Here is an 18,173-nt window from a genome sequence, read left to right on the forward strand (position 1 = left end):
ACCCAATTAGTGCGATCGCAACTCTAGATCGCCTTGGCAAAGTTCGCTGGATCTTGGTCACGTCGGTGACGGATGGGAATAGCAGAACCTTGACCATTTCCTACTAAAGAGGCAGTTTTTTCCAGAGACTCTCTGAGCCTCTTAGCAGCATAGATAGACATATCCCGAGGAACACTAATTCTATCGCGCAAATATCGCAGAGCAGGATCTGAACCCAAGGGTGGCATACAGGTTTCCCCGGTAATCATGTGTGTCAAGGCACAACGCAGGGCTGGATCAAACAAGGTCTCGTCGGCGGGGTTAACTCGAATGATATTGGTGCGGTGTTTAAGCACTCGTTGGAGAGCTTCAGTACGGGAAGTTTCCGGTTCTGGGTAAGTTACATCCGGTAGCCCTTCCCAAGGACCATTGTCCACCCGTGCCTGATTGATTAACGTCTGGGGTTTATCGTTTGGCCAGCAGCCCCCCATCTGGGGAGGCAAATCATGGACATGGGTGTGGAAGTCGCTCTGGGTGCCACGATAGGTAGGTCGGGTTTCCATGGCCTCAAACCAAGCTGCCAATCGAGGATTTTCTTCCCTCAAAGAATAGCCTTTGTAGTAATAAAGACTGGCATTCATGCGTTCGACATAAGGCATGAAAATCACATCAACAGTACCGAACTGATCCAAACAGTAAGGACCCGGAGTGGAGCTTAGGGCATTTTCCACCATCTCCACCACTTTAACAAATTGGTCTTGGTGATTTTGTTCTTCTTTAGATGAACGTGTAGGATAGCACAACCAAGTACACCAAGCTCTAAACAGAAGTCTCTCCAACTGCCGTAGGTTGATGACAGCGGGGTCTTTCATGCTTTGTTCTAAGGGTTTAAAAACCCGTTCTAATCCGATTAAAATGTCATCACTTTCGGTAATCAAGTTACCATCTAGCTCTAGAGCTGGTAGCATCCCCGATGGCACTTTCTGCTTGTACCAACTTTCTTTCTTACCATAACAAAACATGGTAACTTTTTTGATACGATAAGGAATCTGTTTTTCTTCCAACCATAGCCAAGTTTTCTGGCAGTAAGGGCACCAAGCGTGGTTATCGCGGTATAGGGTAACCCGAATATCAGATTCAGTAAAACCAAATAGGCGCAAACAGGATTGAGCGTTAGTAGCTCCATTAACAGTATCTATTTGAAAATCCGTCAGAGCTTCTAGTTCTTGCCAGGTTAGGGGGGCGATACTCATGGGGGTGGGTTTAATTAGAGTTTGTTACAAAAGATACTATCGCATATTTTGCTTAAGCTATCAGCTATTAGCTATCAGCTATCAGATATCAGCTATCAGCTATTGAATAAAATAAGCTGTTCGCGTAGCGTGAGCTTTTAGCTCACGGCTGACGGCTGACGGCTGACGGCTAACGGCTGACGCCTGATAGCTGACAGCTGAATGCTTAGAATCAAGACAGTGATAAACCTGAGCTTGGTAACCATCCACGGATATTAAATTATTAACAGAATTCTCAGCAGAACAATTAGGTAACTCTTCAACTGTTGCGTTAAAATTCACCAACCATACATCTAGGGTACTTGACAAATTAGCAACAGTCTTTTTAAGAGTGATAGCAGCCGGACAATTGGTCTGCTGGCACTGAATTTGGTCTTGATGTGCCAATATAAATTGGGGATTTACTGAAGATAGTTTTTGCTCAGCCTTCTGTTGGAATTCCCAAGCCAGTCCCATCATTTCACCAGTCTGTACCAAGGTGTTGTGAGTAGTAGCAATTAGTATCGGTACTGATGACTTTTGTTCGATTATCGGTACCAATAAATCTGGACGATAGTATTTTTGATAGCCTAGATTGCTGACTACGGTAATACTACTCAAAAACCCCATTAACAAAACTAGCGCTATAGTTTTCGGTTTCCCATGGCTACTATTGTCAGTGGGATTGGCTGTTGAAGGGTGACGCTTACTCACGGCTAGGGCGGTTGCTACTAATACAATCACAGCAGGGAAGTAAACGAAACTATACCGAGCACCACGGGTGAGGTCGGTACCAAGGCAGTAAGTAATACCAAAAAATAATGCGATCGCACTAATCAAGAAACTCCCTAAAACCGTTGTGACCAAAGCAGTCTGAGGGTGATTTAGTTGTATTTTTAGATAGCGATAGAGAATCGGAAGCAACCAGATTAGAAACAGCAACATCACCAAACCCGAAGCAATGACCACTATCAGGGAAGATGACTCTACGGGCAATAGCGATAACATGGTGATCCAAGCAGCGATAGCTTGAAAAATTGGCTTGCACCAAGCCCAACTCCCTTCACTGCTACTGATAATCCATTCAGTCATCTGAGCATCGTAACTCGATAGCCACACTGGTAACCAAACTAATCCTCCCATAGCACTACCTGCCGCAACTGCACCAATGCGCCGGATGGGAGAGGGTCGAGAAGGAGAAATTTTGGCTAATCCCCAAAGTCCTAATAAAACCATGGCCTCAGCACAGAGGGTCAGGATAAAAAAATAGTGGGTTGCTATACCTAAACAATTAACCACTACCCAAGACAGGGATATCCAAATCGGTAGAACAGTATGGCGTTGAAGATGTTGTACAGCAATAACTAAGCAGCACAGGGATGCCATTACCCACAAAATAGCTAAGGTGTAATGACGGGCTTCCTGGGCTAGAAAGACACCGTAGGGAGACACAGCCATAATTGCTGCTGCTAGTTGAGCGACTAACCGGGAACGAAACCCTACCCAGCTCAGTCCATAGATTACGGGAATTGATACTATACCGAACAGGGCGGGAAGCGATCGCATTCCCCAAATTACTAAGTCGCTATCCTGTAAGGATGTTCCATCGAACGCCTGTACACCGAAGGAGAATAGCCTCATCCACCAGTTCGCGAGGACAAAGTATAGAGGAGGGTGGTGATCCTCAGTGAATAAATGATGAATAACTGCTGATGCTCCCGATTCTGGATTAAATGCCAGTGGTTGTAACAGGGTAGAGAGGGAAATGGCTTGGTCTAGGGGTAAGGTTTGATAACTATTGCCCAAGCTGAACACGATTGTGGCAAATTCATCAGTCCAGGGAGACTTCAGGGTTAGGTTAGTGAAGCGTAAAACACTGCCAATAGCAATCCAAAACAATAGCAACAGGGGGTGGAACCAGAGACTTCTCAGGAAAATTTTCAACAATAGTAACCTCAATCAGCAAAGGAGCACACTTGCCAATGGAATGGAAATAGATGACAGACAAAATATATGGAAACAGGGGGTTTTAGCCCCTAAGTTATTTTCACCTTCCGGCTACACCATGGAGGTGTTCAACTGCGATCACTGCGATCATTGTAGATTTACTGAATGTAGGTTTACTGAATATGCCTGTGATTACCACTAGTATTGATACTATTCTCAACCGTGCCTTAGGGGGTGTTGATATATCACCCGATCAAGGGGTTGTGCTGTTGAAGCAAACTGAACCTCAGGCCGTAGCGTCAATTCAAGAAACTGCGGATCGGTTGCGCTATAGACAAGTTGGGGATACGGTTACCTATGTTATCAACCGTAATATCAACTTTACCAATATCTGTACCCAGCACTGTAGTTTCTGTGCTTTTCGCCGGGATGCCTCTGAAGAGGGTGCTTATTGGCTCGATTGGCAGCAAATTCATGAAAAGGCAGCGGATGCGGTGCGGCGGGATGCTACAGAAATTTGCATGCAGGGCGGACTCAACCCCAAGGCAAAGATGAATGGGTCAACCTTGCCCTATTACCTAGGGTTGGTAAAAACCATTAAGCAAGACTTTCCTCAGCTGCATCTCCATGCTTTCTCTCCCCAGGAAGTGCAATTTATTGCTGAGCAAGATGGACTTAGCTATGCCGAGGTAATTGCTCAACTACAAGAGGCTGGTCTTGGTTCAATGCCAGGAACAGCAGCAGAGATTTTAGATGATGATGTCCGACGTATTCTCTGTCCAGAAAAGACCAATACCGCCACTTGGCTAGAGATTGTGTCAACAGCTCATCAATTGGGAATGCCCACAACCAGTACTATGCTCTCGGGTCATATTGAGACACCCCAACAACAAGTGGCACACTTGGAAAAATTGCGATCGCTTCAACAAAAAGCCTGTAACCAGGGATACCCTGGCTTAATCACTGAATTTATCTTACTGCCCTTTGTCGGACAGGAAGCCCCCAAACCATTACGCCATCGGGTTGGACGGGATCAACCGGTATTGAAAGATGCTCTGTTACTCACAGCTGTAGCTCGGATTTTCCTAGGGAACTGGATTAAAAATCACCAACCCAGTTGGGTAAAACTCGGTCTTGCTGGGGCGACAGATGCCCTTAAATGGGGTTGTAATGATATTGGTGGCACATTAATGGAGGAGCATATCACCACCATGGCCGGAGCTATGGGGGGTACCTGTATGGAAGTAGAAACATTACAAGCAGCCATTCAATCCATTGGCCGTCCCTATCAGCAACGAGATACGATTTACAGCTAAGATCAAGTCCAGTTAATCACTTCTAATCTGGTTGATACCATACCTGTTAATTGGTAATTTGTAATTGATAATTAGTAATTAGTAATTGGTAATTAGTAATTGGTAATTTACGAACAACCAATTGTAATCACATTCAACGGTCACACAGAGATATAACCTTTTATCTTTATGTCCCTAGCAATCAAATCCATGACCAAAAAAAAGAAATCTTTTCTACTGCTAATTTTTGCAGCAGCCGTCTTGGTAGTAGGCGGTGGAGTAACCGCTTACTGGTTGCTAGTTCGGCGGCAGATTTTCAAACCAAATATTCAGGTAAGTACCCAGTTAGTTCCCCAAAATGCCTTTTTTACTGCATCAATTTCTACAGACTCCAAACAATGGCAACAGTTGCTAAACTATGGCACAACTGAATCTCGACAAGTTTTGGAAAAACAGCTTGGTCAGTTGCAGGAAAATTTACTAAACGCTAACGGCTACAACTATCAGCAAGATATCAAACCTTGGTTGGGTGAAGAAGTTACCTTAGCATACTTTAGCCCTAGAGACTTATCACCAGCAGTCTTATCAAACGATCAATCAGTTTTTCCCAGTTTGATTGTACTACCCATTGACAAACTAACCCAAGCAATGGAGCTGTTCAAAAAAGCCAAGTCTCAATCAGGGAAACAGTGGGTTGAGAGAACCTACAGAGGTATTCAGGTTTACGAAACAAACAAGAGTAACTCCCAAAAGTACTCACAAAAGTACTCAGTAACAGTGCTGGGGCGTTTTCTAGTAGTGAGTGAAAACCCCAAAATTATTGATCAGGTGATTGACACCTACAAAGGAGCTATTTCCGTAGCTAGTAAAGCTGGGTACCAAGATGCGATCGCTCAGATTAAAGCTGATCAGTCCTTTGGTCAGTTGTATATTAATCTACCAGCTTTTTTAGCCGCAGTAGCCCCTGATTCCCAGGAGCAGGCTCAAAAAACAGCAGCTAAACCCTTAAAGCAAGACATAGTCACAACAGTAACCCTAACACCAGAGGGGATAAGTTTTGAAGGGATTTCCTGGGTCAAACCCAGAAGCACTGTTAAGGCCAGTAACGACACTAGCGGTTCTTTTTTGCCTAGACGGATGCCAGCGAGTACCCTAGCGATTATATCTGGGGGTAACATCAGACAATTTTGGCAATACTATACCGAACAAGGAGCATTAAATTCTCTCATCCCCATTTCCCCAGACAATTTCCAAGGTGGATTGAAAACTACCTTAGGCTTGGATTGGGAAAAGGATTTACTCTCTTGGATGGAAGGGGAGTTTGCCCTAGCCTTAATACCAATGTCTCCCGAAAAACTGGCGCTTCAGGATAACCCTTACTCTGCGCCCTTAGGAGCTGGGCTAGCATTGATGGTAAAAGTAAGCGATCGCTCTAGTGCTCAAGCAACCCTACAGCAATTGGATGACTTAATCACCAATAGTTATCAGTTACCGGTAGTAGAAACTCAGGTGAACGGTCAACCAATGGTGAGCTGGACAGCTACTCTAGGAGGGGTGAATGCTACCCACGGCTGGTTAGAAGGGAATGTAGTCTTCTTCACCCTAGGAGCCCCCATTGCTAGTGAACTGCTCCCTCAACCCCAAAAGACACTAATTCAAGCACCTCTGTTTCAAAACACCGTACCAACCAAACCTAATCCCAACACTGGTCAATTTTTCCTTGATGTTGAGCGTACCCTCAATAGCAGTAATCTCAATCTCGCCCAACTACCAACCCAGCAAGAAATCTTAGCAAAGGCAATTAATACCATCGGCTTAACGGTTGCCAAAATCGACCCCAATCGCACCCGCTTTCAACTTTTTGTTCAGTTGAAAAAACGCTCTCAACCCAGTAAACCTGCTGAAACTAAGAAGGGAGATAATCAGGAAAAACCCTAGAGACATTATTAGGTAAGCATTCAGCCGTCAGTGGTCAGGGGTCAGCGGTCAGCGGTCAGGGGTCAGCCTAATGCATTAGGCTGACGTAACTCAGATTAAACAAATGGTTACCTGTTTTATTCACAAAAGCTGATAGCTGATAGCTGATAGCTGATAGCTGATAGCTGATTGCTGATTGCTGATTGCTGATTGCTGATTGCTGATTGCTGATTGCTGATTGCTGATTGCTGATTGCTGATTGCTGATTGCTGATTGCTGATTGCTGATAGCTTAATAGCACTAGCCATGAGGCTTTCACTAATCCCTAAAGCCTCATGCCTAACACTTAACACCTTGATTTAACTCTCAAAAGTACATTGACCGAGTACTAGTTTATGCCATCGATACAGCACCAGATTTACCAGCAGCTTCCTTAAGGATTTCTGCTTTATCAGTTTCTTCCCAAGGCAGAATCAAATCGGTACGCCCGAAATGACCATAAGCTGCCGTGTCTTGATAGAAACGACCACCCCGTTCTGCGGGTAATCGGCGCAGATTGAAAGTTTGGATGATTCCAGCAGGACGCAGTTCAAAATACTTGTTGACCAATTCCAGCAAAATCTCCTCGTCCACTTTACCAGTGCCAAAGGTTTCTACAAGGATACTCACGGGTCTAGCCACCCCAATCGCGTAACTGAGCTGGACTTCGCATTTGTCTGCTAAACCTGCTGCCACAATGTTCTTAGCTGCATAGCGACAGGCATAGGCAGCGGAACGGTCTACCTTAGTGGGGTCTTTGCCAGAGAAAGCACCACCACCATGGCGAGAGTAACCGCCATAGGTGTCTACAATAATTTTGCGACCAGTTAAACCTGCATCACCTTGGGGACCACCAATCACAAATTTTCCTGTGGGGTTCACCAGGAAGCGTGTGTTGTTATCCGGCTTAATCTCAATATCTTGGAAACAGGGTTCCACCACTGCTGACCACAAGTCATCTTTAATTTTTGCCTGGACAGCTACCTCATCGGTAATATCACCAATAGTGGCATCGTGTTGGGTGGAAACCAGAATCGTGTCAATCCCAACCGGTTTGCCATCTTCATAAGCCACACTGACCTGGGTTTTGCCATCAGGACGCAGGTAAGATAAATCACCAGTTTTACGTACAGCTGCCAGACGGCGAGAAACCCGATGAGCCAAACTGATTGGCATAGGCATCAGTTCTGGGGTTTCGTTGCAGGCAAAGCCAAACATCAGACCTTGGTCCCCTGCACCGATGGCATCTAGTTCATCGTCACTCATTTCCTCGCGACTTTCCTGGGCAGCAGTCACCCCTTGGGAAATGTCAGGGGATTGTTCATCAAGAGCAACTAAAACAGAGCAACTGTTGGCAGAGAAACCATTGTCAGCATCAGTGTAACCGATTTCAGCAATTTTCTTCCGCGCCAAATCAATCAAATTGACCTGGGCTTGGGAGGTAATTTCACCAGTAATCAATACCAAACCGGTGTTAACGACCACTTCAGCCGCAACACGGCTTTGGTGATCTTGAGCGAGCATAGCATCTAGGATAGTGTCAGAAATCTGGTCACAGACTTTGTCAGGATGACCTTCGGTAACCGATTCAGAGGTAAATAAATAGCGACGAGACAATTAGCAATTCTCCTTTAACAATTACTTGATGACCTGTATAGCATAGATCACTTTAAGCTACTTTAACCTGCTATAAGAAAAACTTAATATATTCATATCACGTTTTATCAATTGATTGTGAACAAATACTGAAACAAAAAAAACCTGAATTAAATCCTGAATCCTTTGTGATCATGATTCGACAGGTAAATAGTCAAAAATTATAGTTTTTTTGGCTATTTACCTATTTTTCAATTGATGAATCATTAAACTCCATCATCCGAGCAACGTTTTATGCTCTCGCTCTGGTTCTTATGAAATTTTTAACATTTCATGCTTTGGGGCATTGTTAGGCTTGGCAAGGGTTATGATTTAGCTATTAGTAGTCAGCTATAAGTTAATGAGCATATTTCTGAACAAATAGGATCACCACTACCATTACATCCCTTACCAATCCCTTGCCATTAAGTTTTATTTAGAATCCCCTAAAACCTCCTTTAAAGCACTCAAAACTTGCTCCACATTCTCTCGCCGAGAGTTATAACCCATTAAACCAATGCGCCAGACTTTACCAGCTAATTCACCCAAGCCGCCACCAATTTCCATGTTGTAATCATCCAGCAGTTTGCGGGTAACTGCCTTGCCATCCACCCCGTCTGGTATCCGAACCGTGGTCAGGGTAGGCAAACGAAATTCTTGCTCCACGTGACATTCTAGACCCAAATCAGCCAAACCTTCCCAAAGCAATTCAGCATTAGTTTGATGCCGTTCCCAACAAGCGGTTAGTCCTTCTTCAGCAACCAATCGCAACGCTTCGCGCAAGGCATAATTCATATTAATTGGAGCTGTGTGGTGGTAGGTGCGCTCGTCACCCCAATATTTGCTCAACATCGATACATCCAAATACCAATTAGCGACTTGGGTACGACGCTGGTTGAGTTTTTCGAGGGCACGAGCTCCCATAGTGAAAGGAGAAATGCCTGGTGGACAGCTAAGCCCTTTTTGGGAGCAACTATAGGCCAGATCAATCCCCCATTCATCAATAAACAGTGGCACCCCACCTAAACTGGTGACTGTGTCAACCAGCAGCAAGCAATTGAAATCTCGGCACAACTCAGCCACACCCTCAAGGGGCTGACGGGCACCGGTTGACGTTTCAGCATGAACCAAAGCCAAGACAGCAGGACGATGGGTTTCCAAGCCTTCTCGGAGTTCATCAAGGGTAAAGACTTGCCCCCAAGGCTTCATTAGTTTACGGACATCAGCACCATAACGACCAGCCATATCCACGAGTCGGTGTCCAAAGTAACCGTTTACCCCAACTAAAACCACATCACCTGGTTCTACTGCATTGGCTAGAGTAGCTTCCATTGCCGCACTACCTGTGCCACTCATGGGAATGGTCATCGGGTTATCAGTTTGCCAAGCGTAGCGGAGTAAGGTTTGCACTTCGTTCATCAGTGCGATAAAACGGGGATCCAGGTGACCAACTGGGGGCATTCCCAACGCTTTTAATATGGAAGGATGGGCATTAGATGGCCCAGGTCCGAGTAACAGCGTCGGAGGCATATCTATATCGGTCACGGAGACGCGATTATTATCTTTGATTGATGGGGTTGAGGTCATTTATTATTTATAAGTGTTTGGTAAAGTAAGAGTTAACCAAAATAAATAATAACCCGAAGGTGGCTATCCCCGTATTCTAGGAAGTAAGGCGGAACAGCAAAGAGGCTTCAGCCTCAAGCACAGAGGAGATTAAAGAGGTCAACAAAACCGGGTGTATCTCATATTTGTCAAAAAAAGGGAAGTGTGGGAAGTGTGGGGCGCGGGGAGTGTGGGGCGCGGGGAGTGTGGGAATTCTCGCGCGAATTTTTGCTTAATTTCATCCATTGAGATGCACCCAACAAAACCTAATCTGCTTGGATATCGGCAAAGATGCCAATGGCAATGGTGAGGTAAGCAGTTAAGCTGTTATATATTTTTAATACACAACAGTTTGCCAAAGATGTGATGCTCAAAAAAAAGTAATTTTAATGTATTTTGTTGAGCTATAAAGCAAATGCATCTAAATTATGAAACCTTTATCCACTAAAAAAATCAATAACACTAAATTAATAAAGCAACAAATTAATAAAAATATAAACACGTTGAAACCCTTATACCTGGGTGAGCCCGTTGGCAGGTTAGCCGGTTGGCAGATTGCAGGAAACAACCTTCAACGGATGAACCTTCAACCTTCAACGGATGAACCTTCAACCTTCAACGGATGAACCTTTAACCGCAAAGTAGGCTAGAAAAGAAAAAGATTCGCGATCTGCACGCTTTAAGCGATGGACTGCGTCCCGCTTTCAGCGATGGACTTCATCCCGCTTTCAGCGATCGCATGTTTGGCAAGCATATAGATTCAGGATAAATACTGTGGTTTTTAAGATTGCTTTATTAGGATTAGGGACCGTTGGTACAGGAACAGCAAAGATTTTACTCGACACAGCTGGACGTAACCCACTACTGCAAGGGATAGAAATTGCCAAGGTAGGAGTGCGATCGCTTGATAAGCCCAGAGAAGTGCAACTACCACTGGAGTTGATGACAACGGACCTAGAAGAAATTGTCACCAACCCAGAGATAGATATTGTAGTAGAGCTACTGGGAGGATTAGAACCAGCGCGATCGCTTATGCTCAAAGCGATTGCCCAAGGTAAACATATTGTCACTGCCAATAAAGCCGTTATTTCCCGCTATGGAGATGAAATTTTTGCGGCGGCGGAAGAGGCAGGAGTCTACGTCATGTTAGAAGCAGCAGTTGGGGGGGGTATCCCAGTAATTCAACCCCTAAAACAGGCATTGGGAGTGAACCGTATTCATAGTATTACTGGCATTGTTAACGGTACTACCAATTACATCCTGACCCGGATGCAACGGGAAGGGGGAGAATTTGCCGATATTCTGGCTGATGCCCAACGGTTGGGATATGCTGAGGCTGACCCCACTGCTGATGTGGATGGATTAGATGCCGCTGACAAGATTGCTATTTTAGCTTCTATTGCTTTTGCAGGACGGATTAATTTATCTGATGTCCACTGTGAAGGGATTCGTCAGGTCAGTGCAGCAGATATTGTTTATGCTGAGAAACTGGGGTTTGTAATTAAACTATTAGCTGTAGCCAAGCGAGACCCAATGGCAACTGGGGATAACCCAAAGTCTGAAACTATTCAGCTGAGGGTACATCCTACCCTTGTTGCCAAAACTCACCCCCTTGCCAGTATTAATGATGTTTACAACGGGATTGTGGTAGAAGGCGAACCGATTGGACAAGTGATTTTCTCTGGTCCTGGTGCAGGTTCTGGTCCGACAGCCAGTGCGGTAGTGTCGGATATTTTGAACATTGCTGCTGTCCTCAAAACCGATCTCGAAGCCAAGCAACTACATCCTCTACTTAGTTGTGCTCATCAGCACTATTGTAATGTTGCTCCTATTTCAGACCTGGTCACCCGCTTTTATGCGCGGTTCCTCAGTCAAGACCATCCTGGTGTAATTGGGCATTTAGGCACCAGTTTTGGCAAACATCATGTCAGTTTAGAATCTGTGGTGCAAATTGGTTTCCAAGGAAACTTAGCAGAGATTGTGGTCGTCACTCATGATGTGCGTGAAGGGAACTTCCGAGAGGCTCTAGATGAAATTCGGACTCTAGAGGCAGTGGATAGTATTCCTAGTATTTTAAGAGTGCTTTGAAGGTTGAAGAGTTGAAGGTTGAATAGTTGAAGGTTCACTAGTTGAAGGTTTAATCTTTTAGAGGGTTGAGGGAAGTCCTTGGCCAAAAGGCCACGCTACGCGAACGGGGAAAGTTCAAACCATAGTAGCCATTCCCGAAGGTTAGGTTGTTTGCTTGAAGTCTAAAAGTTGAAACCGTTTACCTGTGCCCTAGTCTTGATCTATGACTCAATCCTTAACAATGAATGTAGTGCGCTGGCTCCCAATTATTTCTACAATTTTTTGGCTAGTGACCCCAACTGTTGCTAGTTCAAACTTGGGAACAACTGATTCCTATCCTGGTTCTTTATCTGTAGATGATGGTTGGCGATGGACTTCGTCCCGCTTTCAGCGATGGACTTCGTCCCGCTTTCAGCGAACGCAAAGCCAGTTAAATTTCACACATTCCACACTTCAAGCAGCCAACCTACAACCTTGGCCAAAAGGCCACGCTACGCGAACAACTCTGACAGTACAAACAGTACAACAGCCACAAAACACAGTAACTCAAAACACAACTATAGAGGATATTTGTCCACCGCCAGTGCTCTCTCGCTTAACTCGCCACCAAGTGGTTGCAGGTGAAACCGTCGAGAGTATTGCCAACAAATACAACCTTGAAGAGGCTACACTACTTCGATTTAATCGAGCCTTAAACCGGCAGTCAATGCCAGTGGGGCAAGAGATTCTGATTCCCCCATTCAATGGTATCTTGGTGAATGTGCCATTGAATGCCACTTGGCAAGACTTAGCAGACGCCTACGGTGTCCGTGCTGCGGTTTTATTTGAGTTAAATGGTTGTAAAAAACCCTCTAAGCAAGCCTTTATCCCAGGGTTAAATTCCCTTGGCATAGGTATTCCCACAGCAACGAGGGAAACTCCGACTGTAGATAGCTACACCGGATTGACTAATTATCCCTTACCAACTGTGGCAGGGATAGGACTGGATTACGGCTGGCGGCAAGACGCTGGTGAGGATGAAAAGAAGTTTCACGCTGGTGTGGATTTACTCGCACAGGAAGGTACTCAGGTTTTTGCTACTGATAGCGGTATCGTTGCCTATGCTGGAGCACAAGACACTTATGGCAATTTGGTAGTGATTAATCATGAGGGAGGACGCCAAACCCGCTATGCTCACTTAAACCGTACTAGTGTCAGTCCAGGTCAGCAAATTAATGTTGGACAGTTATTGGGGACAGTGGGGACTACGGGAAATCCTGACATTAACCAACCCCATCTACATTTTGAGGTTCGTTTGAATTCCCCTGGGGGTTGGGCAGCACAAGATCCAAAATTGCATTTGAAAATTACTCGGTAGTGACCTCTCCCCTGGTAAGCATTCAGCTGATAGCTGAATGCTGATAGCTGAATCCTGACATTTTTTGGCTCATCTCTTTCCAACTCAGTTTAATTGGTAATCTTGCCGGACTTATGCCAACAATCTCCCTGAATTAGGGTATGGAATAGCCAATCATCAGAGGTTTGAGGATAATCGCTGCGGTAATGTCCGCCTCGACTTTCAGTGCGCCAAGCCGCACTTTTTAAGATTAAATAAGCAACATCGGTCAAATTGAGAGTTTCTGCAGCTAGCCTCAGGTGCTGCTCAGCTCGATCGGAGTTTAATTGCACTGTTTCGTTGGGTGTCGCCTTGAGTAAGTATCCCATAATATTCAAATCAGTGAGTTGAGAACGCCAACTATTTAGTTGTGCGATCGCATCTTCAAGTATTCCTTGAGAGCGAGAAATTCCAGCACTTTGCCACATGAGTTTAGGTAAATTTTGTCTGATTGAGTTAACCTTCTCCATCTCGTTATTCCAATCCTGTTGTTCCTGCCTTACTGGCAGAGATTGATATCCCATATCATCACCACCATTAACCTTGGAGTTAACCGTTAGCTGGGACAATTGAGCAGCAAAAACAATACATTCTAGTAGGGAATTACTAGCTAAACGATTAGCACCATGAACTCCTGTACTGGCAGTCTCACCGATAGCATATAGCCCCTCGATGGAGGTACAACACTCCAAATTCGTCGCAACTCCCCCCATCCAATAATGAGCCACAGGAGCAATAGGAATGGGCTGTGTAAACAAATCGATGTCCCACTGTTGACAGGCTTGAATAATACTAGGAAAACGATCTCGCATCCTCTGGGCTTTTATGGGTCGCAAATCCAGATAAACACAATAGGGATCGGGTTTCGTTTGCTGTAAGTGACAGAAAATTGCCCGACTGACCACATCCCTGGGTGCCAGCTCTCCATCAGGATGATGATTAAACACAAAACGCTGTCCTTGGGCATCGATTAAATGAGCCCCTTCCCCCCGCACAATTTCAGTAACCAAGAAACGGGGTATTCCAGTTACTGTTAGCGCCGTCGGATGAAACTGAACAAACTCTGGATCTCGGATCAAGGCTCCTGCACGCCAAGCCAGACCAATCCCATCCCCAGTACTGACCGTGGGGTTTGTGGTGTGGGAAAAAACTTGACCGCCGCCGCCAGTGGCTAAGACCACTGCCGCAGCTCTAACCCAGCGAATATATCCTTGATAGAGGACACTCACCCCCTGACAGTTCCCTGTGACTTCATTGAGCCACAAACTCAAGGCAAATGCCTGGGAAAACACCTGAATGTTTTCCCGTTCCAAAACTTGAGCCGTGAGTGCATCAATCAGCACCTTTCCAGTCGTTTCACCAGAATGGAGGACACGAGGACGAGAGTGTGCCGCTTCTAGCTCCAGGGCGAGTTTCTGACCGTGGCGGTCAAAGTTGACTCCCATCTCTAAAAGGGACTTGATCGCACCGGGAGCATTATCAGCTAAAAGTTTGACTGCTTCTGGTTCGCAAAGACCTGCCCCAGCTTTGAGGGTGTCTTCCCAATGGGACAATGGAGTATCTGAGGGATCGATTGCCGCAGCAATGCCTCGTGCCCAGCTACTTGCTCCGGTTTTCAGGGCATCTTTGGTAATTAAGCCCACTTGCAAGTAGGAAGGCAAAGACAAAGCAGAATAGAGCCCTGCTGCACCAGAGCCAATGATTATAACATCAAACTGGGAGGGAATATTTGGCAATTCTGAGGGATTACATAGAGAAATTTGAGAGTCTTGCATAGTTTTGCCCTTATACAATTGTGCCAAAACAAGATTCTTTTAAGCAAACTCCTTTGCTCACTTCTTGGTCATCTATTATTAAAATGGCCTCCCTATATTCCAAGCTGAGGTTACTTTCCATCGTTGATGTTCGATTTCGCAGAATGCTTGACCAAGTTGCAAAGGCTCTATCGAAGATCAAGTCATACATTCTGTTTTGAATGCTGGCATGAGCACTTGTTTGGCGATGATAAGACTTTTCCCCGCGCAACAATATTTGCTTTTCTGTTTGGGAATTATCCAGTTCTGAAGTATTAAGTTTAGAAGTATTGAGGAAATTGAAATGATTGTTTCTTTCTTGATCAAATGTGGCATCAGCGCTCCAAATAATCCCGTAATCAGGGAAGAGTGCATAAACAAAATGGTAGCCCCAAAACCTAGGATAATTCCCCTCATAAATTTTGCAATATCCTTGCGCTTTTTGAGTGCCATTATCTGTATGAACAATGCATTCAAGTTGTGGCTGATGGATAACATCGCGCTGATTTTCTTCACCAGGAACACCCCAGGTGAATTGGGTCGTCACTTCAAATTGCACTTCCAGATTGGCTTCTGGCAAACAAATTATTCCAGTTTGATCGTTTTTTTGGATAGAGATATGCTCAGCTGAGCTTCTTTGTTCCGAGGTATTAATCAGTTCCTGAGAGTTGCCCTGAGTGTCACTCCACCAGGCGGAGTAATGCTCAAGGGTTTTGGTTTTAAAATGTCTCAGAGCAAGGAGAGAGCCGTCTTCGAGAAAGAAATGGTATTGCTCATTATAAACAGAGGTTAAAGCAGAAAAATAGGTGTCTGGTACTTGGTATATCTTTGGAGCACAGGGTTTCTTAGCAGTGATCAATGCTCCACCAACGCTACCCCCTTGAAGCATATCCCGACCAATTCTATACAATCGACTGCGGTGTTCAAAAATGTCTTCACCGAAGAGTTTGATTGATTCTTCCTTGGAATCGATGAATTTCTGATAGCGTTCTTTTATACAACGTTGCCATCCGGTTGTTAAATCAATGAAACAAATTTCAGTAAACCCTGCACGTTCGAAGTGCTGTCGGTAGGTTTCACGGGTTGGCACGTAAGAAGATTTAAATACTTCTTTTAAAGTGGTTTTTACGTCTGGTGTCAGGGTGCAATTTGCCACGTAATCCTCAACGTAGATACTGCCATTTTCTTTCAAAGCACGAAAACAAATTTCAAGGACTTTGTCACGCTCTTCAATGTGTAATAAGGATAGAAATGAAATGATGTTGTCAAATGAATTGGGTAACAGGGCATCGATGATTTCGGAACTGAGAACATTGCCAGTCAGGTATTGGATGCGCTGATCGAGTCCCATCCGTTGGGTGAGTTCTTGGGCAATTTCACTAAAGTCCTGTCTTAATTCCACACATTGGAGGTGACATCCCGTTTTATAGCTAATATATCGAGCTGGCCCACCCACACCACTTCCTATATCCAAAACGCGAGAGTTGGGATTGAGCGATAAATAATTGATGGCGCGATCGCAAGCTTGACTACCAAAGTAGTGATATTGATCCAGATGACCCAAATCTAGCAAGTCTTGAATTTCTAAAGTTCCGGTAGCTTTTCCTTTTTGCTTAAGGGCTTGACGAATACTATAAATGCGCCAATCGTAAAGTAAAGCTGCGTCTTTTGAGGAATAATATTGATTCTCCAATTGCGGTAATGTCATGATTACTTTAAGGTAATAACATATCTAATTTTAGTCATACTTTGTGTCATAATTATATCGGAGAATGTTTGAAAATCAATCCTTCACAGACTTTTTCAAACATCCTCTAAGATTTATAATTTGTTGACTGACAAATCTTGCTTCGTAGTAAAATCAAGGGTTTTAGAAGTTTCGTCAGTCAATCACGATTTAGACACTGGACAACATAGATTTAGTAACGGAAAGTTGCGCTGACATCTCCAACATGCGTTGCATGGGCTTGAGTGCAGCAATCCGAATGTCTTCTGGTAAGGTAATTTCTGGTGCCCGATTTTTCATTGCTAGATATAACTTTTCCAAAGTATTCAACCGCATGTGAGGGCATTCATTACATGCACAGTTACCCGTCGCTGGTGCAGCAATAAACTGCTTGTGTGGCATATGCTTTTCCATTTGATACAGAATACCGGGTTCAGTGGCGACGATAAATTGTTCCGCAGCACTTCCCTGGCTATACTCAAACAAAGCTTTCGTTGAACCAATGTAATCCGCATGGCGTAACACTGGAGCTTCACATTCGGGATGAGCAATAAATTCTGCTTGAGGATGTTCTATTTTGAGTTGTACGATCTTCTTTTCCGAAAAAATTTCATGAATCATACAACTCCCATCCCAAAGTACTAAATCCCTTCCTGTTTGTTCGCTAACATAGCGACCAAGGTTTTTATCAGGAGCGAAAATAATTGGCTGATCTTTTGGGATTTGATTCACAATATCTACCGCATTAGAGCTGGTGCAAATAATATCGCTCATTGCTTTAACCGCAGCAGAGCAATTAACGTAACACACCACTAAATGATCTGGATGGGCAGCTTTGAAAGCAGCAAATTCTTCGGGAGGACAGCCATCAGCCATAGAGCAACCCGCATCTAAATCAGGTAATAATACTAACTTGTTAGGGTTAAGGATTTTGGCAGTTTCTGCCATGAAATGAACTCCAGCAAAGACGATCACATCAGCATCTGTAGTAGCAGCCTGGCGAGATAAGGTTAAAGAATCACCCAAATAGTCAGCAATATCTTGAATATCAGGCTCTTGATAGTAGTGAACTAAAATAACTGCATTTAGCTCCTTCTTGAGATCTTCAATAGCTGCGAATAAGTCATCTGGTAGAGAACTAAAGTGGGTGTTTTTTGTTGTTGATTGGGTGATAAACATAGTGAAGTATCCTTAGGGATGCAGAAAGGTGTTAATGCTTGCTTTCAATAAAAGAATAGATGATTTAGTTTGTAATCGCAAGAAATTAACTGCTAATTTTATTAATTAATTGTTAAATGTTATTTTTTTGTGTTAGTCAGTGGATAAAGTTAGGATAAAACTGATCCTGGTGACAGGGTAAGCGCAAGAAAAATTGAGCAAAAATGTGATATACGGCAAGGATGATGACCATATTAAGCCAAGATTGCTCAGCACTATTGCAAATTTATATTAATATTGTTGAGAATAATGCCGCCTTATTGATTATTGCGTTTACCCTGTGGTTATTGCCTGATCAGAAATATT

The 18,173-nt window shown here is 44.2% G+C and carries 13 protein-coding genes; 5 read left to right on the forward strand and 8 right to left on the reverse strand.

Features of this window, described 5'->3' with window-relative positions; genetic code table 11:
• Window positions 1–23 precede the first annotated feature (23 nt).
• Both F6K64_RS11315 and F6K64_RS11320 read right to left on the reverse strand, forming a co-directional pair.
• Entirely contained in the window at window positions 24–1,232 is a 1,209-nt protein-coding gene (locus F6K64_RS11315) for a glutathione S-transferase family protein (RefSeq protein ID WP_287253135.1), read from the reverse strand.
• A gap of 99 nt (window positions 1,233–1,331) precedes the next feature.
• Window positions 1,332–3,194 (reverse strand): glycosyltransferase family 39 protein, encoded by a 1,863-nt coding sequence (locus F6K64_RS11320; RefSeq protein WP_287265440.1) that lies wholly within the window; start codon window positions 3,192–3,194, stop codon window positions 1,332–1,334.
• 185 nt (window positions 3,195–3,379) lie between these two features.
• Between F6K64_RS11320 and cofH the strand changes: the two genes are divergently transcribed.
• A complete protein-coding gene (gene cofH, locus F6K64_RS11325; protein ID WP_287265441.1) occupies window positions 3,380–4,513 on the forward strand; it encodes a 7,8-didemethyl-8-hydroxy-5-deazariboflavin synthase subunit CofH in 1,134 nt (377 codons plus the stop codon).
• 189 nt (window positions 4,514–4,702) lie between these two features.
• The gene (locus F6K64_RS11330) at window positions 4,703–6,430 is read left to right on the forward strand and encodes a DUF3352 domain-containing protein (RefSeq protein ID WP_287248592.1); all 1,728 of its coding nucleotides are present in this window, start codon (window positions 4,703–4,705) and stop codon (window positions 6,428–6,430) included.
• Window positions 6,431–6,546: 116 nt separating this feature from the next.
• Here the strand turns inward: F6K64_RS11330 and F6K64_RS11335 are convergent, their stop codons facing one another.
• The 3 genes from F6K64_RS11335 to F6K64_RS11345 form a co-directional block, all read right to left on the reverse strand.
• Window positions 6,547–6,762 (reverse strand): hypothetical protein, encoded by a 216-nt coding sequence (locus F6K64_RS11335; protein WP_287265443.1) that lies wholly within the window; start codon window positions 6,760–6,762, stop codon window positions 6,547–6,549.
• A 40-nt stretch (window positions 6,763–6,802) separates the two neighbouring features.
• Entirely contained in the window at window positions 6,803–8,065 is a 1,263-nt protein-coding gene (gene metK / locus F6K64_RS11340) for a methionine adenosyltransferase (RefSeq protein ID WP_287265445.1), read from the reverse strand.
• 450 nt (window positions 8,066–8,515) lie between these two features.
• On the reverse strand, window positions 8,516–9,670 hold the full coding sequence (locus tag F6K64_RS11345; RefSeq protein ID WP_044494302.1) for a pyridoxal-phosphate-dependent aminotransferase family protein: 1,155 nt from the start codon (window positions 9,668–9,670) through the stop codon (window positions 8,516–8,518).
• 521 nt (window positions 9,671–10,191) lie between these two features.
• Here F6K64_RS11345 and F6K64_RS11350 point away from each other — a divergent pair.
• From F6K64_RS11350 to F6K64_RS11360, 3 genes are all read left to right on the forward strand, one after another.
• Window positions 10,192–10,314 (forward strand): hypothetical protein, encoded by a 123-nt coding sequence (locus F6K64_RS11350; protein ID WP_267872074.1) that lies wholly within the window; start codon window positions 10,192–10,194, stop codon window positions 10,312–10,314.
• 148 nt (window positions 10,315–10,462) lie between these two features.
• Entirely contained in the window at window positions 10,463–11,776 is a 1,314-nt protein-coding gene (locus tag F6K64_RS11355) for a homoserine dehydrogenase (protein ID WP_287265446.1), read from the forward strand.
• A gap of 202 nt (window positions 11,777–11,978) precedes the next feature.
• The gene (locus F6K64_RS11360; RefSeq protein WP_009148876.1) at window positions 11,979–13,112 is read left to right on the forward strand and encodes a M23 family metallopeptidase; all 1,134 of its coding nucleotides are present in this window, start codon (window positions 11,979–11,981) and stop codon (window positions 13,110–13,112) included.
• A gap of 89 nt (window positions 13,113–13,201) precedes the next feature.
• Here the strand turns inward: F6K64_RS11360 and nadB are convergent, their stop codons facing one another.
• From nadB to nadA, 3 genes are all read right to left on the reverse strand, one after another.
• On the reverse strand, window positions 13,202–14,905 hold the full coding sequence (gene nadB, locus F6K64_RS11365) for an L-aspartate oxidase (RefSeq protein ID WP_044494339.1): 1,704 nt from the start codon (window positions 14,903–14,905) through the stop codon (window positions 13,202–13,204).
• Window positions 14,906–14,915: 10 nt separating this feature from the next.
• Complete coding sequence (locus F6K64_RS11370) at window positions 14,916–16,631, reverse strand: methyltransferase domain-containing protein (protein WP_287248600.1); 1,716 nt, start codon at window positions 16,629–16,631, stop codon at window positions 14,916–14,918.
• 189 nt (window positions 16,632–16,820) lie between these two features.
• The gene (nadA, locus tag F6K64_RS11375; protein WP_009148870.1) at window positions 16,821–17,828 is read right to left on the reverse strand and encodes a quinolinate synthase NadA; all 1,008 of its coding nucleotides are present in this window, start codon (window positions 17,826–17,828) and stop codon (window positions 16,821–16,823) included.
• Window positions 17,829–18,173: the final 345 nt, after the last annotated feature.

The organism is Moorena sp. SIO3A2, from assembly GCF_010672265.1.
GTDB classification, from domain to species: Bacteria; Cyanobacteriota; Cyanobacteriia; order Cyanobacteriales; family Coleofasciculaceae; genus Moorena; species Moorena producens.